Origin of the sequence: Mesosutterella faecium (genome assembly GCF_022809315.2) — a bacterium.
GTDB lineage: Bacteria > Pseudomonadota > Gammaproteobacteria > Burkholderiales > Burkholderiaceae_F > Mesosutterella > Mesosutterella faecium.
The window spans coordinates 13718-29657 of the sequence record NZ_JAKZJU020000003.1; the positions used below are offsets into that span (position 1 = coordinate 13718).

At 56.0% G+C, this 15940-nt stretch carries 23 protein-coding genes; 21 read left to right on the plus strand and 2 right to left on the minus strand.

What is annotated here, in order from left to right; translation table 11 throughout:
- Nucleotides 1-4: 4 nt before the first annotated feature.
- From MUN46_RS11555 to MUN46_RS11570, 4 genes are all read left to right on the plus strand, one after another.
- Nucleotides 5-262: a hypothetical protein gene (locus MUN46_RS11555; protein WP_243377375.1), complete on the plus strand. Its 258-nt coding sequence runs from the start codon at nucleotides 5-7 to the stop codon at nucleotides 260-262.
- Nucleotides 252-602: a hypothetical protein gene (locus MUN46_RS11560; RefSeq protein WP_243377374.1), complete on the plus strand. Its 351-nt coding sequence runs from the start codon at nucleotides 252-254 to the stop codon at nucleotides 600-602. The genes MUN46_RS11555 and MUN46_RS11560 overlap by 11 nt, the downstream gene beginning before the upstream one ends.
- A 153-nt stretch (nucleotides 603-755) precedes the next feature.
- Nucleotides 756-1640 carry an LAPAL motif-containing putative phage structural protein gene (locus MUN46_RS11565; RefSeq protein WP_243377373.1) on the plus strand — a complete coding sequence of 295 codons (885 nt, stop codon included), beginning with the start codon at nucleotides 756-758 and terminating at the stop codon, nucleotides 1638-1640.
- Nucleotides 1641-1912: 272 nt separating this feature from the next.
- Nucleotides 1913-2143, plus strand: coding sequence for a hypothetical protein (locus MUN46_RS11570; protein WP_285230620.1), 231 nt, complete (start codon nucleotides 1913-1915; stop codon nucleotides 2141-2143).
- Here the strand turns inward: MUN46_RS11570 and MUN46_RS11575 are convergent.
- Nucleotides 2124-2471, minus strand: coding sequence for a hypothetical protein (locus tag MUN46_RS11575; RefSeq protein ID WP_243377371.1), 348 nt, complete (start codon nucleotides 2469-2471; stop codon nucleotides 2124-2126). The two genes, MUN46_RS11570 and MUN46_RS11575, sit on opposite strands and share 20 nt — an antisense overlap.
- 78 nt (nucleotides 2472-2549) lie before the next feature.
- Here MUN46_RS11575 and MUN46_RS11580 point away from each other — a divergent pair, with 78 nt between their 5' ends.
- Entirely contained in the window at nucleotides 2550-2888 is a 339-nt protein-coding gene (locus MUN46_RS11580) for an HNH endonuclease (RefSeq protein WP_243377370.1), read from the plus strand.
- Here MUN46_RS11580 and MUN46_RS11585 read toward each other — a convergent pair.
- Nucleotides 2877-3467, minus strand: a complete 591-nt coding sequence (locus MUN46_RS11585; protein WP_243377369.1) for a DUF4145 domain-containing protein — start codon at nucleotides 3465-3467, stop codon at nucleotides 2877-2879. The genes MUN46_RS11580 and MUN46_RS11585 overlap by 12 nt on opposite strands.
- Before the next feature lie 10 nt (nucleotides 3468-3477).
- On the opposite strand from MUN46_RS11585, the gene MUN46_RS11590 reads away from it, so the two are divergent.
- The 16 genes from MUN46_RS11590 to MUN46_RS11665 all read left to right on the plus strand — a co-directional run bounded on the left by MUN46_RS11590 (nucleotide 3478) and on the right by MUN46_RS11665 (nucleotide 15937).
- Nucleotides 3478-3699 carry a hypothetical protein gene (locus MUN46_RS11590; protein WP_243377368.1) on the plus strand — a complete coding sequence of 74 codons (222 nt, stop codon included), beginning with the start codon at nucleotides 3478-3480 and terminating at the stop codon, nucleotides 3697-3699.
- Between the two features lie 80 nt (nucleotides 3700-3779).
- On the plus strand, nucleotides 3780-4238 hold the full coding sequence (locus MUN46_RS11595; protein WP_243377367.1) for a phage terminase small subunit P27 family: 459 nt from the start codon (nucleotides 3780-3782) through the stop codon (nucleotides 4236-4238).
- Entirely contained in the window at nucleotides 4238-5920 is a 1683-nt protein-coding gene (locus MUN46_RS11600; RefSeq protein ID WP_243377366.1) for a terminase large subunit, read from the plus strand. The genes MUN46_RS11595 and MUN46_RS11600 overlap by 1 nt, the downstream gene beginning before the upstream one ends.
- Nucleotides 5917-7167: a phage portal protein gene (locus tag MUN46_RS11605; protein ID WP_243377365.1), complete on the plus strand. Its 1251-nt coding sequence runs from the start codon at nucleotides 5917-5919 to the stop codon at nucleotides 7165-7167. The genes MUN46_RS11600 and MUN46_RS11605 overlap by 4 nt, the downstream gene beginning before the upstream one ends.
- 7 nt (nucleotides 7168-7174) lie before the next feature.
- On the plus strand, nucleotides 7175-7843 hold the full coding sequence (locus MUN46_RS11610; protein WP_243377364.1) for an HK97 family phage prohead protease: 669 nt from the start codon (nucleotides 7175-7177) through the stop codon (nucleotides 7841-7843).
- Nucleotides 7844-7861: 18 nt separating this feature from the next.
- Nucleotides 7862-9040 carry a phage major capsid protein gene (locus MUN46_RS11615; protein WP_243377363.1) on the plus strand — a complete coding sequence of 393 codons (1179 nt, stop codon included), beginning with the start codon at nucleotides 7862-7864 and terminating at the stop codon, nucleotides 9038-9040.
- A 55-nt stretch (nucleotides 9041-9095) separates the two neighbouring features.
- Complete coding sequence (locus MUN46_RS11620; protein ID WP_285230510.1) at nucleotides 9096-9278, plus strand: hypothetical protein; 183 nt, start codon at nucleotides 9096-9098, stop codon at nucleotides 9276-9278.
- Entirely contained in the window at nucleotides 9271-9591 is a 321-nt protein-coding gene (locus MUN46_RS11625) for a head-tail connector protein (RefSeq protein ID WP_243377362.1), read from the plus strand. The genes MUN46_RS11620 and MUN46_RS11625 overlap by 8 nt, the downstream gene beginning before the upstream one ends.
- Nucleotides 9592-9599: 8 nt before the next feature.
- On the plus strand, nucleotides 9600-9950 hold the full coding sequence (locus tag MUN46_RS11630; protein WP_243377361.1) for a phage head closure protein: 351 nt from the start codon (nucleotides 9600-9602) through the stop codon (nucleotides 9948-9950).
- Nucleotides 9937-10425: a hypothetical protein gene (locus MUN46_RS11635; protein ID WP_243377360.1), complete on the plus strand. Its 489-nt coding sequence runs from the start codon at nucleotides 9937-9939 to the stop codon at nucleotides 10423-10425. Before MUN46_RS11630 ends, MUN46_RS11635 begins: the two co-directional genes overlap by 14 nt.
- Nucleotides 10422-10988 carry a phage tail terminator protein gene (locus tag MUN46_RS11640; RefSeq protein WP_243377359.1) on the plus strand — a complete coding sequence of 189 codons (567 nt, stop codon included), beginning with the start codon at nucleotides 10422-10424 and terminating at the stop codon, nucleotides 10986-10988. The genes MUN46_RS11635 and MUN46_RS11640 overlap by 4 nt, the downstream gene beginning before the upstream one ends.
- A gap of 9 nt (nucleotides 10989-10997) precedes the next feature.
- Nucleotides 10998-12473, plus strand: a complete 1476-nt coding sequence (locus tag MUN46_RS11645; RefSeq protein WP_243377358.1) for a phage tail sheath subtilisin-like domain-containing protein — start codon at nucleotides 10998-11000, stop codon at nucleotides 12471-12473.
- Between the two features lie 10 nt (nucleotides 12474-12483).
- Complete coding sequence (locus tag MUN46_RS11650; RefSeq protein WP_243377357.1) at nucleotides 12484-12849, plus strand: phage tail tube protein; 366 nt, start codon at nucleotides 12484-12486, stop codon at nucleotides 12847-12849.
- Entirely contained in the window at nucleotides 12846-13133 is a 288-nt protein-coding gene (locus MUN46_RS11655) for a phage tail assembly protein (RefSeq protein ID WP_243377356.1), read from the plus strand. The genes MUN46_RS11650 and MUN46_RS11655 overlap by 4 nt, the downstream gene beginning before the upstream one ends.
- Nucleotides 13134-13268: 135 nt before the next feature.
- On the plus strand, nucleotides 13269-14720 hold the full coding sequence (locus tag MUN46_RS11660) for a phage tail tape measure protein (protein ID WP_243377355.1): 1452 nt from the start codon (nucleotides 13269-13271) through the stop codon (nucleotides 14718-14720).
- Complete coding sequence (locus MUN46_RS11665; RefSeq protein WP_243377354.1) at nucleotides 14720-15937, plus strand: DNA circularization protein; 1218 nt, start codon at nucleotides 14720-14722, stop codon at nucleotides 15935-15937. The genes MUN46_RS11660 and MUN46_RS11665 overlap by 1 nt, the downstream gene beginning before the upstream one ends.
- Nucleotides 15938-15940 lie beyond the last annotated feature (3 nt).

Here is a 15940-nt window from a genome sequence, read left to right on the forward strand (position 1 = left end):
TCCGATGCATAGCTACACATGGCACGTCGTTGCGCAAATGCGGGATATGCCCAAAAACGGCAAGAGGGTTCTCTTCGAGGCCCGCTCCGGGTTTCGCTTCTATGGCAAGCGAACGGGCAGGGAAACAGTCGAGATGCTCTTAACTGGCAGAGAAATCTCATGGGTTCTTATCAAAATGTGGGCGGAGGAAGAAACGCCGGAGAACGAAGGAGCGATCGAGCGAGGACGGCGGTTTAATAGGAGTGGCTTCGATGGACGTTGAGCAAAGATTGCGCAACTGGGGGAGGTGGAGCAGGACTGGAAGCGGTTCGCACGCACAGGCTTCGCCTATCTACCGCATGATGAGGGAGAACAATCCGGACTACGAAGTGGAGCCTTCGGCGCGGCTGTTCTATGACGAGCAGGACGCAATGCGCGTGGACAAGGCGATCACAAACGCCAGGCTCTACCCGTATGAGAAGGAAATGCTGAAGATGCGCTACATCCAGCTCTGCAATCGGACTTTCATCTGCCGGTACGAGAGGATCCTTTACCGAGAATTCGACACTCTCATGGCGATAGCCGTAGCGAAAGTGAAGCACGAGCTTGAATTCGATGTATAATTTCCATTACAACTTGAACGGTGACCCTGTGTCTTTAAACCTGCCTTTTGGCGGGTTAGGCGCACCAAAAAGAAACGTGAACCCCGGTCAGAGATGATGCGGGGTTTGTTTTTGGGGTACGATTGTTTCGTACCATTTGCTCGACTTGTCGACATGGAAAAAAACAGTCGCAGTTTCGCCATTAGATTTGAAGGCCCGGCCCTGGACGACCATACAATGGATGTTGCCCAGCTGGCTCCGGCGCTTTTGGCTGTAAATGACGCACTAGTCGAGTTGAATTCTGCTGTCAATAAAGACGACGCCAAGGTTCGTCTTAAGGTTTCGGCCGACTTTAAGCCTGGCAGTTTTATCATCAACCTGACTTTAGACGTTGGCTTACTTACCCAGATTCAGGATTTTTTGCTCAGCCCGGCAACAACAGCAACATGCAACGCCTTCACCCTAATCGAAGCGTTTATTGAGATCTTGGGGCTTAAGAAGTTTTTGGAAGGATATAAGCCAGACGCCGTTAACTGGAACGAAGATAAATCAAAAGCAACCATTGTGTTCAATAACAACACGATGATTGTGAATAACTATACCTATTATGGGTATAAAAACATTAAGTGCCGCGAAGCTTGTTCTAGGATTGCCGATCCTCTTTGCCAAGAGGGAATAGACGCCATTTCTGTTGCGACAGAACAGCGAGAATTTAGGCTTGAAAAAGCTGATCTTGATTCCTTTCAGAGGCCGGAAGAAAGCCTGGAAATTAACTCTCATGTAAATGAAGCGGCTCTGCTTATTGAGACGGCGTCATTCAAAGATGGCGGAAAATGGAAAGTATCTTTAGGAGAAAAAAACTCGATTTTTGCTTCTATCGAAGATACGGAATTTCTAGCTCGCATCGATGAAGGAAAAGAAAGATTCGGCAAGGGCGATGTTCTCATTGTCGATCTTGAAACAAAGCAAATGGTGGAAGGTGGAAAGCTTGTTATTCGCTACTCCATCCTTAAGGTGAAGCAGCATAAACCAGGGGTGGAACAGCTAGAGCTTTTGTAACCTTCTATAGGAAACGAATTCAAGCCCGAAGGTCGGAAGATCTCCGGGCTTAATTTTTATGCCGGTGGAGTGTGGAAACGAGTTCTCGAAAGAGGCCGTCTTGCCAAGCGCATTCCATCGGCACCAGTTACGCCGGGGCTTCGCCCTCCTTTTAACGTACGCGATGCTGTTACCTGCAGCGAAGCTCCGGCACCCCTATTGCAGCCGACTCTCCTAAGTGCGGTGCTTTCGCCGGGGTCGAAAGGCTCCGGCTCTTTCTATTTGGAATCGCCATGTCCTTTATGAACACCGATGTTGAAAAAGCTATTGGTGATTTGGACCAGCGCCTGATGATGGTTGAGGCAAAGGTCCGGCTCGGCGAGCAGAAAGAGCAGAAGCAATGGGCAGAAAGTGCGGCTAGATCTGAGGCTCGCTTTAATCGTTTCATTGGCGGCCTGTGGGGCGCGATTATTGCGCTTTCGATTGTTCTTATCGTTCTCTGGGCTAAGAAAACAGGAATTTAATTGCCTCGCTTATCAAGACCACAACAAGGGCTACAGGCCCAGCAACGATGAGACTCATTCTCCTTGTTTGCTGTGCTCTTCTTTCAGCTTCGGCTTTGGACTCCAATGCGATTTGCCTTTGCAGTGTTTCGTTTTGCGCGTTGATTCTTTCAAGTGTTTGTACAAGGACACGGGCAAACGAGCAGGCGCTGTTATCAACGCTTGCAGCCATTTGGTGCGCGGCGTCACTAACAAATCCATTTGGAAATGGATTGGCTCTGATTAAGGTTTGAAATAAGCATGAGGATGCATAGTCAATTAGTTCTTTCTCGTGCTCTGTGATTGCCATTCTTGAACTCCTTTGTTTCGTGACGGTATGCCTCTGCTCCACATCTGCGCCTATCCGGGATGCCAGGCGGCCATACCTTTGACTGATAAGTATTGCTCAAGGCACAAAGAGAAAGGCAAAGAGCTAGCCGCCGAGCGCGAAGCGAGAAGAAAGAGATTCAAGGGAACGGCTTCGCAGCGTGGCTACGGTTCAAAGTGGCAGCGCCTGCGGGCCCAATTCCTTAAATCTCATCCTCTTTGTGAGGAGTGCAAGCGGCAAGGCCGGCTGACTAAAGCCACGGATGTTGATCACATCATCCCGCATCATGGCGACCCAAAGCTAATGTGGGATCAGAGCAACTGGCAGGCTCTGTGCCACGAATGTCACAGCCGCAAGACCGCTAAAGAAAACGGTGGGTTCGGTAACTCAGTGCTTTGAGAAGCGGTTGTTAAGGTCCGCAATGATTTTGGGTTGAGTAATAAGTATCTCGACGGCTGAATTGATCAGAGTGGATAAGCTTTCTGCGGTTCCTTTGGGGTCGAGCCCAGACTTGTCCAAGCTGTCTAATGTTCCCGCGTGAACAAATTCATTACCGGCAAATCGGCAGACATTTAGAAGGCTTTCGATCTGAGTGTTTCTCTTCGAAACTTCACTAATTTTAGAGGCTAAAGTTTTCTGGTCGTAGCCCAGCCAAGTTAAAAGTTGTTCGAGGCAAAGTCTTAACAGCATGCATGATCCTCTTGGCGATCTAGTGAGGATGCTCTGAGCTTCTCGAAATGTTTTCGCAGCTGGCTCCGGCATGTCTTTATGCGGTGCAACGTCTTTGTAATCCGGATAGACAAGCTCTTTATTCACCCAGAGAGCGGGCTTGTTGCAATTGAAGCAAACAGAGATGGCTGCTTCTTCGCTCTTAAAGTCTTCTGAGAAGTCCTTTTTTATAGAAACCCAGTGCATTGTGGCCAAAACACCACAGTGCGGACAGGTGAACGCGTGAGCCTTAAATTTAGGTTCGTTCATAGAGGTGCTTATGTCGGTTGAGAATAAAGTGTCCTGCCTTTCCTCTGTATATAAGGGCATTGGCGAGGCTAGAAAGATTTTAGATCGACTGGCCGAGATCACGGACAAAAGATTCAGCGGAGAAGTGCTGCCGCTTGAAGAGATCGTTTCTCTGTCGTCGCAGCTTGACGAATGCAAGACCGATATTGAAATCAAGCTCATTGAGTCCGAGCAGGTCGACAGCAGGGGGTAGGGGGATCAGATTTTGAAATCGAAAAACCTCAAGACCGCGCCCTTAGTCAATTTTTTGCGTACGAACATCGATTTTTGAAAATGCCGGCCAGACGAGTTTCAGACGAGGACAAGCGGGCGAGCGGGGTTCATTTGAGCGCGAGGAGCGTCACGGTGCGTCATGACGGCCGCCCCTGGCTGTCTTCTGATCCCCCGAAGGGGCTGACAGGAGACGCTCGCGACGCCTGGACGAATGTGCTCGCCAATGTCCCGGCGGGAACGCTTAAAGCCACGGATGTCGCGGTTTTCGAGCGCTGGTGCCGCAACTACGCCCTGTATCGGAAGCTGGCGAAGATGGTTGAAAGGTCCGACGGGTCGTGCCTGATCACCGTGGACGACAAAGGAAATAGGCGAGCGGCCCCGGAGTTTCTGATGATGCAGCAGGTCGATTCAACCCTGCTGAAGCTTGAGAAAGAGCTTGGTTTCACCCCCGTTTCGCGCACGCGCGCGCCCGTAGCGGAAAGCGAAGAAAAGGATTCAAGCAACCCGTTTGAGAACTGATGAAAAAGCCTGACTACGTTGCCATAGCAAAGAAGTATATGAGCGACGTGCAGGACGGGACTGTGCCTGCGTGCCGCTATGTGAAAGAGGCGGTAGAGAGGCAGAAGGAAGACCTGAAGCGGTGGCGGGGCAATGACGGCGACTTCTACTTTGATGAGAAAGAGGCCGGCCGCCCATGCTGGTTCATTGAGAACCTGACTCACACCAAAGGCGAGCTGGCAGGCCGGCAGATTCATCTCGAGCCGTGGCAGGTCTTCGTCCTCACGACGCTTTTCGGGTGGAGGTCGAAGGCTGGCAACAGGCGCTTCAGGTCGGCGTATGTCGAAGTGCCCAGAGGAAACGGAAAGTCGACCCTGCTCTCCGGCATCGGCCTCTTCTGTTTGTGCGCAGATCACGAGCCCGGCGCCGAGGTCTACAGCTTTGCAACGACCCGCGAGCAGGCGAAGATCGTCTTTGGCGACGCCCAGACGATGGCTGAAGGCAACAAAGCCCTTCAGGACGCTTACGGCCTTAAGGTCACAGCGCACGCCATTGTCGTCCCGGGCACGCACAGCATGTTCCAGGCGAAGAGCTCCGAGGGCTCCACGCTGGACGGCTTGAACACGCACCTCGCGATCATCGACGAGTTGCACGCGCATAAAAAACGCGATGTTTTCGATGTGGTTGAGACCAGCCTGGGTAAAAGACGCAATTCGCTGATGGTCTCGATTACGACCGCAGGCGTGGACCGTACGGGGATCTGCTATGAGCAGCGCAATGTCGTGACCAAGGTCCTTTCGAAGTCGATTCAGGACGAGTCCTACTTTGGAATCATCTACACGCTGGACCCTGAGGACGACTGGAAGACGGACGAGGCTCTGGCGAAAGCGAATCCGAACTGGGGCGTTTCCGTCCGACCGGAGGTCATCCGGGCGCTGCAAGCTAAGGCGATAGCGACGCCGGCGGCGGAAAACAACTTCAAAACCAAACACCTCGACATCTGGTGCAACGCTGATGTCGGATGGATGGACATGAAGGCGTGGGACGCCTGCGCTGACGAAAGTCTTGATGAGACGGATTTCGACGGCCAGCCCTGCTGGCTGGGTCTCGACCTTGCCTCCACTAACGACATGACGGCGAAGGTGAAGCTTTTCCATCGGACCATCGGTGGAGAAAACCACTACTACCTGTTCGGAGACTATTGGCTTCCGAGGACGGCCGTTGAGCGGGCAAAGAACAGCCAGTACCAGGGCTGGGAGTATCTGGGATGCCTGCATGTGAACGAGGGTCCGGTAACGGACTACGGGCTCATTAAGGATTCGATCCTTGAGGACTGCGGGCGCTACGAAGTTCAGTCCGTGGCCTACGACCCGTTTCAGGCCGTGCAGCTCTCCAAGGAGCTCTCGGACGACGGCGTCCCGATGGTGCTCTGCAAGCAGACGGTGGCGAACCTCTCGGATCCCATGAAGCAGTTTCAGGCGTTGGTGCTTGATCACCGCCTGCATTTCAACGGCGACCCTGTCCTCACATGGATGGTGAGCAATGTGGTCTGCCACGTGGACGCCAAAGAGAACATCTACCCAAGAAAGGAAGTCTCGGAGAACAAGATCGACGGAGTGGTGGCGGCCATCATGGCGCTCTCCCGCGCCCTGCTGAATGAAGACCACCAGGCAATGGATTTGAATGAGTTTCTTGAACTATGAAGATAGCTTCTATTTTTGGGTCCATCGCCCACTGGGCCGGATGGGGCTCGCCGATTGGCGATGTCTCAGGCCTTCAGCGAAGGGAGCCCACGGGGCCGGCGATAAGCGGCGTTCAGCCTATCCCTCCGGACCACGGGCTCCAGATGTCGGCGGTCTGGTCCTGCGTCACGCTGCTTGCTGAGACCATAGCGTCTTTGCCTGTCGTTGTTTATCGCAGGGATAGAGACGGAAATCGCACCGAGGCTCGCGATTCGCGGGTATGGCAGGTGCTGCGCAGCCCGAATGCGGCCATGACGGCGCACGATTTTTGGGTTGCGATGGGGCTGAATCGCTTCCTTCGCGGCAACGGCTACGCCCTGATCGCTAGAGACGGAGCGGGGCAGCTGGTGAGCCTCACGCCGCTCGCGGCCGATCAGATGGAAGTGGGCGTTGTCGACGGCGAAGTTGTTTACCAGTACTACAAGGACGGCAGCATCTATTACTTCAAGGCAGACAAGATCCTGCACTGGAAGGGTCTTGGAAACGGCATTGTCGGGCTTTCAACGCTTGAGTACATGCAGGCCACCACGACAGAACTCGTGAACGCCCAGAAGAACGCCACGACCATGTACGGCAACGGCAACCAGCTCACAGGCCTTCTCATGATTGATCAGGACCTGAACAAGGATCAGATCCGGCAGCTGAAGGAGCGCTATGCGAATCTGACGCCCGTGACAGGCAGTTCAGGGGACTGGCTGCATGTTTTACCGGGCGACATGAAGTACCAGCAGATTTCAATGTCGGCGGCAGACGCCCAGCTGCTTGAAACCCGGAAATTCGGAATAGAGGAGATCGGCCGCTGGTTCGGCGTGCCGAGCGCTCTTCTCAACAGTTCGGGCGGCGCCTCGGCAAGTGGCCTCGAGCAGATCATTGAAGGGTTCTACCGCTCGACGATTCAGCCGCTTTGCACGGGGCTTGAGCAGTCTCTTACGAAGACCCTATTCACCGTGGAAGAGCAGGAAACGCTCAACTGCGAGTTCAAGATGAGCGCACTTCAGAGGGCGAACATCGCGAGCCGCTATGACAGCTACAGCAAGGCCCTTCAGAACGGATTCATGACGAGAAACGAAGTGCGGAAGCTTGAGAATTTGCCGGTTGTTGATGGGGCTGACGCCCTGACGGCGCAGAACAACCTGGTGCCGCTTGACCGCCTTGGAGAACAAACGAACACCGACCAGACGCCGCTTGGGGACCCGGTGAAGCAATGAGGCGCATATGACTCAGATTATTGAAAAGACGCTCTCGCTTAACGATGTGGAGCTGAAAACAGAAGGTGAAGCGGGGATTTTCCGCGGGTACGCCTCGAAGTTCAACGGCATTGACAGCTACGGGGACACAATTCTCCCGGGGGCGTACCAGAAGGTGCTGGGCCGGATGCCGCCCATCTTTCTGAACCACAACACGATGGACCTTCCGATTGGCAGGTACACGGCGATGAAAGAGAACGTCCAGGGGCTGTACGTCGAGGGCCAGCTGACGCTGTCTATTCAGAAGGCCCGGGACGTCTATGAGGCGATGAAGGCGGGGACGATCGACGGTCTGTCGGTCGGGATCCTGCTTTCAAAGCAGGATTACGAGTGGAACGAGGCGGGCGGCAGGAACATCAAATCGGTTTCCGGTCTCCGCGAAATCTCGGTCTGCACTTTCCCGGCAGACGACCGGGCGAGGATCGGTCTCGTGAAGTCTGAAGACATTCAGAAAGCAGTTTCAATTCGAGAGCTGGAAGAGAGCCTGCGGGATGCCGGCCTGTCGAAAGCTCAGGCTCAGGCCTTTATTGCTAAGGCCAAGGAGCTGATCATCAGCGAAAAGGTTCAGAGGGATTCTGAGTCTGAGGCTGAAAAACAGGTGTTGGCAAGAATTAAGGCCATCGCCGAAAGGTTTTAACCACTAAAGGAAATACAAATGGCAGAAGATATCAAAATCGCTCTCGAGGCTCTGAACAAGATTGACGCCTCCATCGCGACCATGCAGGAATCCGTCAAGAAGGGCGAAGCCGCCCAAGCGGACGTTCAGAAGAAAATTGACGAACTGGGTGAAAAGCAGGTGCTCTTTTCCCGCCAGCTGCTCGACATTCAGCAGAAGGCTCAGAAGGCCGATGGCTCTGAAGTCGCCGACAAGTCTATCGGTGCGCAGTTTGTGAACTCCGAGTCCTACAAGCGCTTCAAGGGCGTGACCGGCGTTCGCTCTGCGTCCGCTGTTGTCGCGAACAAGGCGGCAGAAAACCCCGTCACGTCCGCGCAGGCTCACCTGACGCCGTACCGCGTCCCGGGCATCGTTCCGCTCGAAACCCGCGAGCTTTCGATTGAAGCCCTCTTCCCGAAGCTTCCGACCTCTGCTCAGTCGATCGAGTACCTCCGTGAAAAGACCTTCACGAACGGCGCCGCGACCGTTGCTGAAGCCGCAAAGAAGCCCTCGTCCGCGTTCGAGTTCGAACTCATGCAGACTCCGGTGCAGGTGATCGCCCACTGGACGAAGATCACCCGCCAGCTCGCTGACGACGCCCCGGCTCTTCAGGCTTTCATTAACGCCCGCATGATCTACGGCGTGAATCTCGCGGCCGAGGATCAGCTGCTTTCAGGCAATGGAACTTCTCCCAATCTGTCCGGCATTATGGCGACAGGAAACTACACCGCCCAGGCGTTCAAACTCGCTCAGCTGGGAGGATCCGGAGCGACGATGCTTGATCTGCTGCGCATATCCTTCGCGACCGTCAACGCCGCGGGTTACCGCACCAGCGCCGTTGTGCTGAACCCGATGGACTGGGCTGTGCTGCAGGGCCTCAAGGCCTCTGACGGTTCTTATCTGCTCGGATCTCCGGCCAACAGCTTCTCCGCCTCCACGATCTGGGGCGTGCGCGTTGTAGAGTCCGCCGCGATGGCTCAGGGTAAGTTCCTCGCCGGCGATTTCGCCCGCGCCGCTACGGTGTACGACCGCATGCAGACCGTGGTTGATATTGCCGCGCAGAACGAAGACGACTTCATCAAGAACCTCTACACGATCCGTGCGGAGCGTCGTCTTGCGCTGGCGGTTGAGCACTCCACTGCCGTTATCGGCGGCGCGCTCAGCGTTCCCACGGCCTGATAAGTCCGTAAACGCTTGACAGAGGCGGGAGGGGAAACTCTCCCGCTTTTCTTATATGCGCATTGAATTTCTCAAGGACTGCCTTTCGATGATCGGCCGCCGGAAAGCGGGCGATGTCGAAGAGGTTTACGACCCGTACGCCCTTGTGCTGATTGAGTCTGGGCTTGCCCAGGCCGCAAAGCCTGTCGCTGTGAAGCCCGTTCGGTCCCGCAGGGCTAAGGAAGAAAAAAATGAGTGACTATTTCGGCGCCGTGACGCTTGATGCCGCAAAGAAGCAGCTTCGCGTTGATTACGCCGATGAGGATGAGCTCATAGTCACCTACATCATGGCAGCGACCGCTCAGTGTGAGCAGATCTGCGGTCGTGAAATTGTGAAGCGATCAGATGAGAACGCGCTTTGTGACTCTGTTGACGATGTTCCGGAGGCTGTCAGGACATGGGTGCTTCTAACTGTGACAGATCTTTACGAGCACCGCGGGGCATCAGAGAGCCCTATTGCGACTGGCAGGCGGTTCTATGACCACCTGCTCGACGGCTATCGGATCTTTTAGGAGGCCGTATGCAGCTTCCAAAAGTAGGCGAATTGAAGCGTCCCATCGACATTTACAGCCTGGACACGAGCCCGAAGGATGCCTCCGACAGTACGAATAACCTGACGCTGAAGCTGCACGCCTGGGCGAAGGTGGAGGTGATCGGCGGGGTGAACTACTGGGGATCGGTGCAGGCGGGATATGACGTGACTCACCGCTTCATCGTCCGCTACATGGATGGAACGCGGCCTCAGGACCTGACTCATGCGACAAAGGTCCTCTACGAGGGCGTCTGGTATCTCGTGAAGCGCCTGACGGACATGAACGATGCCCACCGCTTCACGGCTTTGGAATGCGAGGCCCAGTATGGCGCTTCTTGATGTCGAGGTTCGCTTCCCGAAGTGCTTTAAGTACGCCGACTTCGATGTGAAGACACTAAAAAGCGGACTTCGGAAAGAGGGACGCGAGATCGCGCGAGTCGCAAAGAACCTTGTTCGCCAAAAGGGCGTTTCAAAGCCGGACGAATACCCGGGACGGGACACCGGCGTGCTGCAGAAGTCCATCAAGCCCAAGCCCTCGAGGTCCGGTTTTTCGGTGGTGATCAAGCCCTGGAAGACGGACCAGATGGGGAAGGATTTCTACCCGGCATATGTCTATTACGGCCACAGGGGTCCCAGAACGCGGACCGCGGCTGACAACCGGAGAAGGAAGAAGACTGCCGGGAAGAAGGTGGCCCAGCCCCGCAAGAACTTCATGGTGGACGCGACAAAGATGGTGGGCGAAGACCGCATCGAATCGAATCTCGCGCACCTGATGGACAAGGCGCTGGCCGCGAAGGAGATCACATTTAAATGAAGCTTGCACCGATTATCGAATGCCTTCGCGAGAACTGCCCGTCCTTTGAACGCCGGGTTTTCGGGGCCTACGCGTGGTTCAACATCGACGACAGCGTGAGTCCGGCGATGCCCTGTGCGTTCGTTCTCCCGTCCGGCGTGACCGCGGAAACGGCGACCACATCGACCAAGTACCGTCAGCCGATTGAAAACCACTTTTCGATCAACATATGCGTTTCGCTCACGAGCGACGACGCCCTGGGGAAAACCGGGCACGACTACCTCGAAGATCTGAAGGAAGAGGTTTTCAAGGCCGTGCTGGGGCTTCCGCTTGGCTATCCGGAGCAGACAAACCGGATCATTTATTTCGAGAGCCAGAGCGTAAATACGTCGGCTTGCAACCGCGCGAGGCTCGTCGAGACGCTCGACTTTGCCTACGGCGAGCTTTTGATGGGAAGTATTACGGCGCAGCAGCGAATCATTGACGCCCTGCCGGTTCTGCAGTCTGTAAGGCTCAAAGCTAAAGATTTTTCCACTACGGACGAGGATGACAAACTCGTCACCGCTGAACTTTTAACTAAATAAGAGGCAACTATGGCAGTTTCCTTCTCCAACATCCCGTCCGGGATTCGCGTTCCGCTTTTTTATGCGGAGCTCGACAACTCTCAGGCTAATACGGCGACGAGCGTTCTGAAAACGCTGCTGATCGGCCAGATGACAAAGGGCAAGGCCACGGCCCTTAAGCCGCAGCTTGTTTCTTCCTCCGCCCAGGGCGAAGAACTGTTCGGCCACGGCTCCCAGCTCGCGCTGATGAACACGATGTATCGCAAGAATGATACTTTCGGCGAGGTCTGGTGCATTCCTGTTGCTGATCCGACCGGGACCAAGGCTTCCGCTACGGCAACCATTTCCGGTACTCCGGCTGAGGCGGGCACGATCAATCTTTACATTGGGTCGGTGCGGGTAGCTGTCGCTGTTGCGACTGATGATACGGCGACCGCCATTGCTTCGGCCATCGCTTCTGCTGTGACCGCCAATGTCGACCTTCCGGTTACAGCCGCCGCGGCCGCCGGGGTGGTGACCTTCAACGCGAAGAACGCGGGCCTTGTCGGAAACGACATCCAGCTTGGCGTGAACCTGCAGGGCTATTCTGCCGGCGAGGAGCTTCCCGAGGGCGTGAATGTTGTGCTGACTGCGTTCTCGGGCGGGACTGGAACGCCTGATCTGGCCGGAGTGGTAGCTGCGATGGGCGAAGAGCAGTATGACGTGATTGCCTGCCCGTTTGCGGATGCGGCGAGCCTGACCACATTGGCGGAAGAGCTGAACGACAAATCCGGCAGATGGTCTCCGATGCGCCAGCTTTACGGGCACGTTTTCACGGTCAAGCGCGGCTCTGTTTCTGATCTTGTTTCCTTTGGAAAGAGCCGCAACAACCAGCACGAAACCGTCCTTGGCATCGAGTCCGCGGTGGCCTCCTCCTGCTCTGAAGTCCTCGGCGCATATGCCGCCCGGGCCGCGAGCGCTCTCAACAACGATCCCGCCCGTCCGCTTCAGACTCTGGAGCTGATTGGCGTGGCGGCGGCGCAGGCCGGCTCGAGGTTCAACCTCTCGGAGCGCCAGAGCCTCCTCACCTCGGGCATTGCGACCGAGTACACCCAGGGCGGCTACATGAGGATTGAGAGGGCGATCACGACCTATCAGACGAACGCCTTCGGGTCGGCCGACAACTCGTACCTGGATGACTGCACGCTCTTTACCCTCGCGTACATTCTGAGGGATCTGAAGACCGTCATCACGAGCAAATACCCGAGGCACAAGCTTGCCTCCGATGGCACGCACTTTGGCTCCGGACAGGCTGTCGTTACGCCCTCGATCATCCGCGCCGAGCTCATCGCCGAGTATCAGAAGCTCGAGGAGAAGGCTCTTGTCGAGAACCTGGACGCCTTCAAGGAGAACCTCATCGTGGAGAGGAACGCGGATGATCCGAACCGGGTCGATGTGCTTCTGCCGCCTGACCTTGTGAACCAGCTGAGGATCTTCGCGGTTCTCGCCCAGTTCCGTCTGAATTAAGGAGTGTTAAATGGCAAACCAGAGAATTTCAGGAACCTGCTATATCACGGTGGACGGCGAGGAGCTCAACCTGAGCGGATCCCTCCAGATCCCGGTCAACAAGTACACGCGTCAGGCCGTGACGGCCTCGGGCCGGGTGATCGGATATTCCGAAACGCCGGTCGTGCCGTCCATTTCAGGCAACTTCTACGTTGATTCGGATTTCCCGCTTGAGAAGCTGAGAACCGCGACTGACATGACGATCGTGGCGGAGCTTGCGAACGGCATGCGCTACACGCTCTCTGACGCTTTCCTCGCGGGCGACAATGCGAATTTCGCCCCGGAGGACGGAACGGTTCAGCTTGTTTTCAACGGCGTAAGAGGTGACTGGTCATGAGTCCGGTTGAGGTAAGTCTGAAGACACCGGTTAACTACCAGGGCACGACATACGAAAAGCTCTCTTTTCGCGTGCCGATCCTTGCGGACGTCCGGGCGCTCAAGATGATGGGCGATGAGAAGACCAACGCTGAGGCCTTTGATCATGTCATGCAATACGCGCAGCGTCTTTGCACAACCATAGATTCGAAGGCTTTCGGGCAGGTGACGGTTGAAGACAGCATGGCCATCGCGAAGGCGATAGCTCCTCTTTTTGGAGTGCCGCCGGTGGCTGAAAGCGATTGACGGCGTCGAGGAATCGATCTTTCGAATGGCGAGGTTCTGGAGCATGTCGCCGGAGGAATTCGGCGGCATGACTCTTGAGCGCATCTGCCAGTACGCGGAAATGACGAATAAGGTTCATGCCGAGGAGTGTGAGTGATGGCAGGGCAGGAATATTTACTGCAGACCGTTCTTCAGCTGAGGGACAATTTGTCAGCTCCGCTGAAGGATGTCCGCAGACGCATGAACGCGTTTGGAAGGTCGATTCGCGAGCTCAATCAGGCTTCGATGGATCTGGCCGGGGTGATCGCCAAGCCCTTCGCCATCCTTGCCGGCGCCGGCGGTTTTTCCATTAAAGGCGCGGTTTCTTCGTACCTCGAGCTGGCCGATGCGATTGACAAGGCTTCGATCCGGGCTGGAGTATCGGTTGAGGCTCTGCAGAAGCTTCGCTACGGGGCTCAGCTCTCTGGCATGACAGCCGATGAGCTCGACGGAGCGCTCACCAAGCTCACGTCCAACATGAGCAAGGCGGCCGCGGGTCAGAACGCCGACCTTGTGGCCATGTTTAAGCACCTTGGCATTGCGCTTAAGGACAGCAACGGGCATATCCGCAGCGCGGCCGATGTGATGAATAACCTCGCCCAGGCGGTGAAGAACAACGAATCGACTGCGGCGCGGATGCAGATTCTGACAGCGGCCTTTGGCGACAAGGTGGCAGCGAGGCTGATCCCGCTTCTCAAGGATGGGGCCGAGGGGCTCCAGGCTTTCGGAAAGCGAGCCGAAGAGCTGGGCCTTGTCATGTCGGCCGCGGACGTCAAGGCGGCCAACGAGTTCGGCGATCAGCTCTCCGAGCTCCAGTCGGTCACAAAAACGCTCTCTACCGCGATCGGATCCAGGCTCCAGCCGGTTCTTCAGGGCCTGATCGAGCCTATGGAGCAGACGATCGTCAAGTGCCGGGACCTGATTGCGACCAATGTCCAGTATTTTGTGGAAGAGCTGACAAAAGAGCTGAAAGACGTCAACTGGCAGTCAATGATCCAGGGCGCGTTTGATTCGATCCGTGCTTTCACGGACTTCATTCGATCCGTTGGCGGCGTATCGACGATTCTGAAGGCTTTTGGCGTGCTGATCGGCATGGACCTTGTGATCAAGGTCGGGGCGTTTGTGAAATCGATCGCCACAGTGATCGGTGCGCTGAGGCTCCTTGGAGTCGCGGCCATGACGAATCCTGTGGGACTTGTCCTTACGGCGCTGGCCGCCGGCATTGCGCTGGCCATCAAGTTCAAAGACACCTGGATGCCGGTGCTGGACAGCTTCCTCGACAAACTGTCCGCTGTCGGCGGTTTCCTGAAGAAGCTTTTTGGTGAAACTGAAGAGTTGTCGAGCCGTGGGAACAGGCTCTCCGACAGCTACGGCAGGCTTCCTGCGGGTTTCAGGGGCGTGGACGAAGGCGTGGTGGCAGGCAACGGCAGAGTGACCGCCCAAAGTGAAGTGCGCCTTCGCATCCAGACGGATAAGGGAACAACGGTTAGGACAGAGGGCGTTGCGTCGCGCGGTCCGATGTCGCTTACGACCGATTACAGCTATGACGCGATTCCGGGGACTGATTGATGGCTACTTTTGAAGAAAAGCTGTGGCCGGCGTCTTTCCGGGGCGTGCCGTTCAACGCAACGGCGAGCACGCTCACGATTGGCCGCCGGACGCATGTGTTTGAATACCCGCAGCGCGACAAGCCCTTTGTCGAAGACTTGGGCAAAAGCGCTCGCGAAATCACTCTGACAGCGGTTTTCGCGGGCCCCGAGTACATCACTGGCATGAACCGCCTGCTTGAGGCGATGGAGCAGGAGGGCTCCGGCGTCCTCGTCCACCCAATGCTTGGCAGCATGACGGTGACGCCCAAAGCAACGACCAAGGTCACTTATTCGACGACCAAGCTCGGGTTTTCGTCCGCCGATCTCGTTTTCGTCGAATCCGGGGACTATGTTTTCCCGACTTCCTCGAATGATACGGCGGCGGTAAGCGCCTCGGCCTCAGAAACCCTGAAGCAGAGCGCACTGGACGCATTTCTCGACAAGTTTGATCTTTCCGGCGCCCAGGACTTCGTGAAGGCGGCGGTTACGGGAAATCTTTCGAAGTTCTTCGAGCTCAGCGACTACAAGGAGCTCTGCCGGCTGTTTTCCGTGTCCGACGAGATGTCTGAGCTGTCGGCCAAGGCAATTTCCCTTGTGAGCAGCGATGTCGAGGTGTTTGCGAAGACCGTCGTCGACTCCTTCGGGTATTCGAGGCTGGCTTACAGCGTCAACAACTGGAGGCGTGTGACGAGGCTTTTGAGCCGCCTGGTGAGATCGGACGGCATGAACAACGATTACCAGACGGGGCAGGTTTCCGATGAAGAAGCGAGAACGACGGCTCAGTCTTCAACCCTCCAGTCTCTTGCTCGTCAGACGCTGCTTGCTGAGGCCGTTTCGGCGTCGGCTAAGGTTGGCGGTGATGAAGATACGGCAGAAGGCGGCATAGCCTACGAGGACATGATCGCGGTGCGCGACCAGGTTCTTGCGGCGCTCGACGCTGAGATGCTGGAGACCGAGAGCGACGATGTTTATCTGGCGCTGGAAGACGCCCGATCGGCGGTGTCTGATGACATGACGACTCGGGCTCAGGACTCGGCTCGTTTAATATCTGTTACACCTCCGGACGTACAGCCGGCCCTGGTGGTTGCCTATAATTTTTATGAGGATGCCGATCGGGAGAAAGAGATCATCGACCGCAACGGCATTCGGCACGGCGGGTTCGTCCCCGCCAGGGAGTTGAAGCTTCTGAGCCGGTGACCG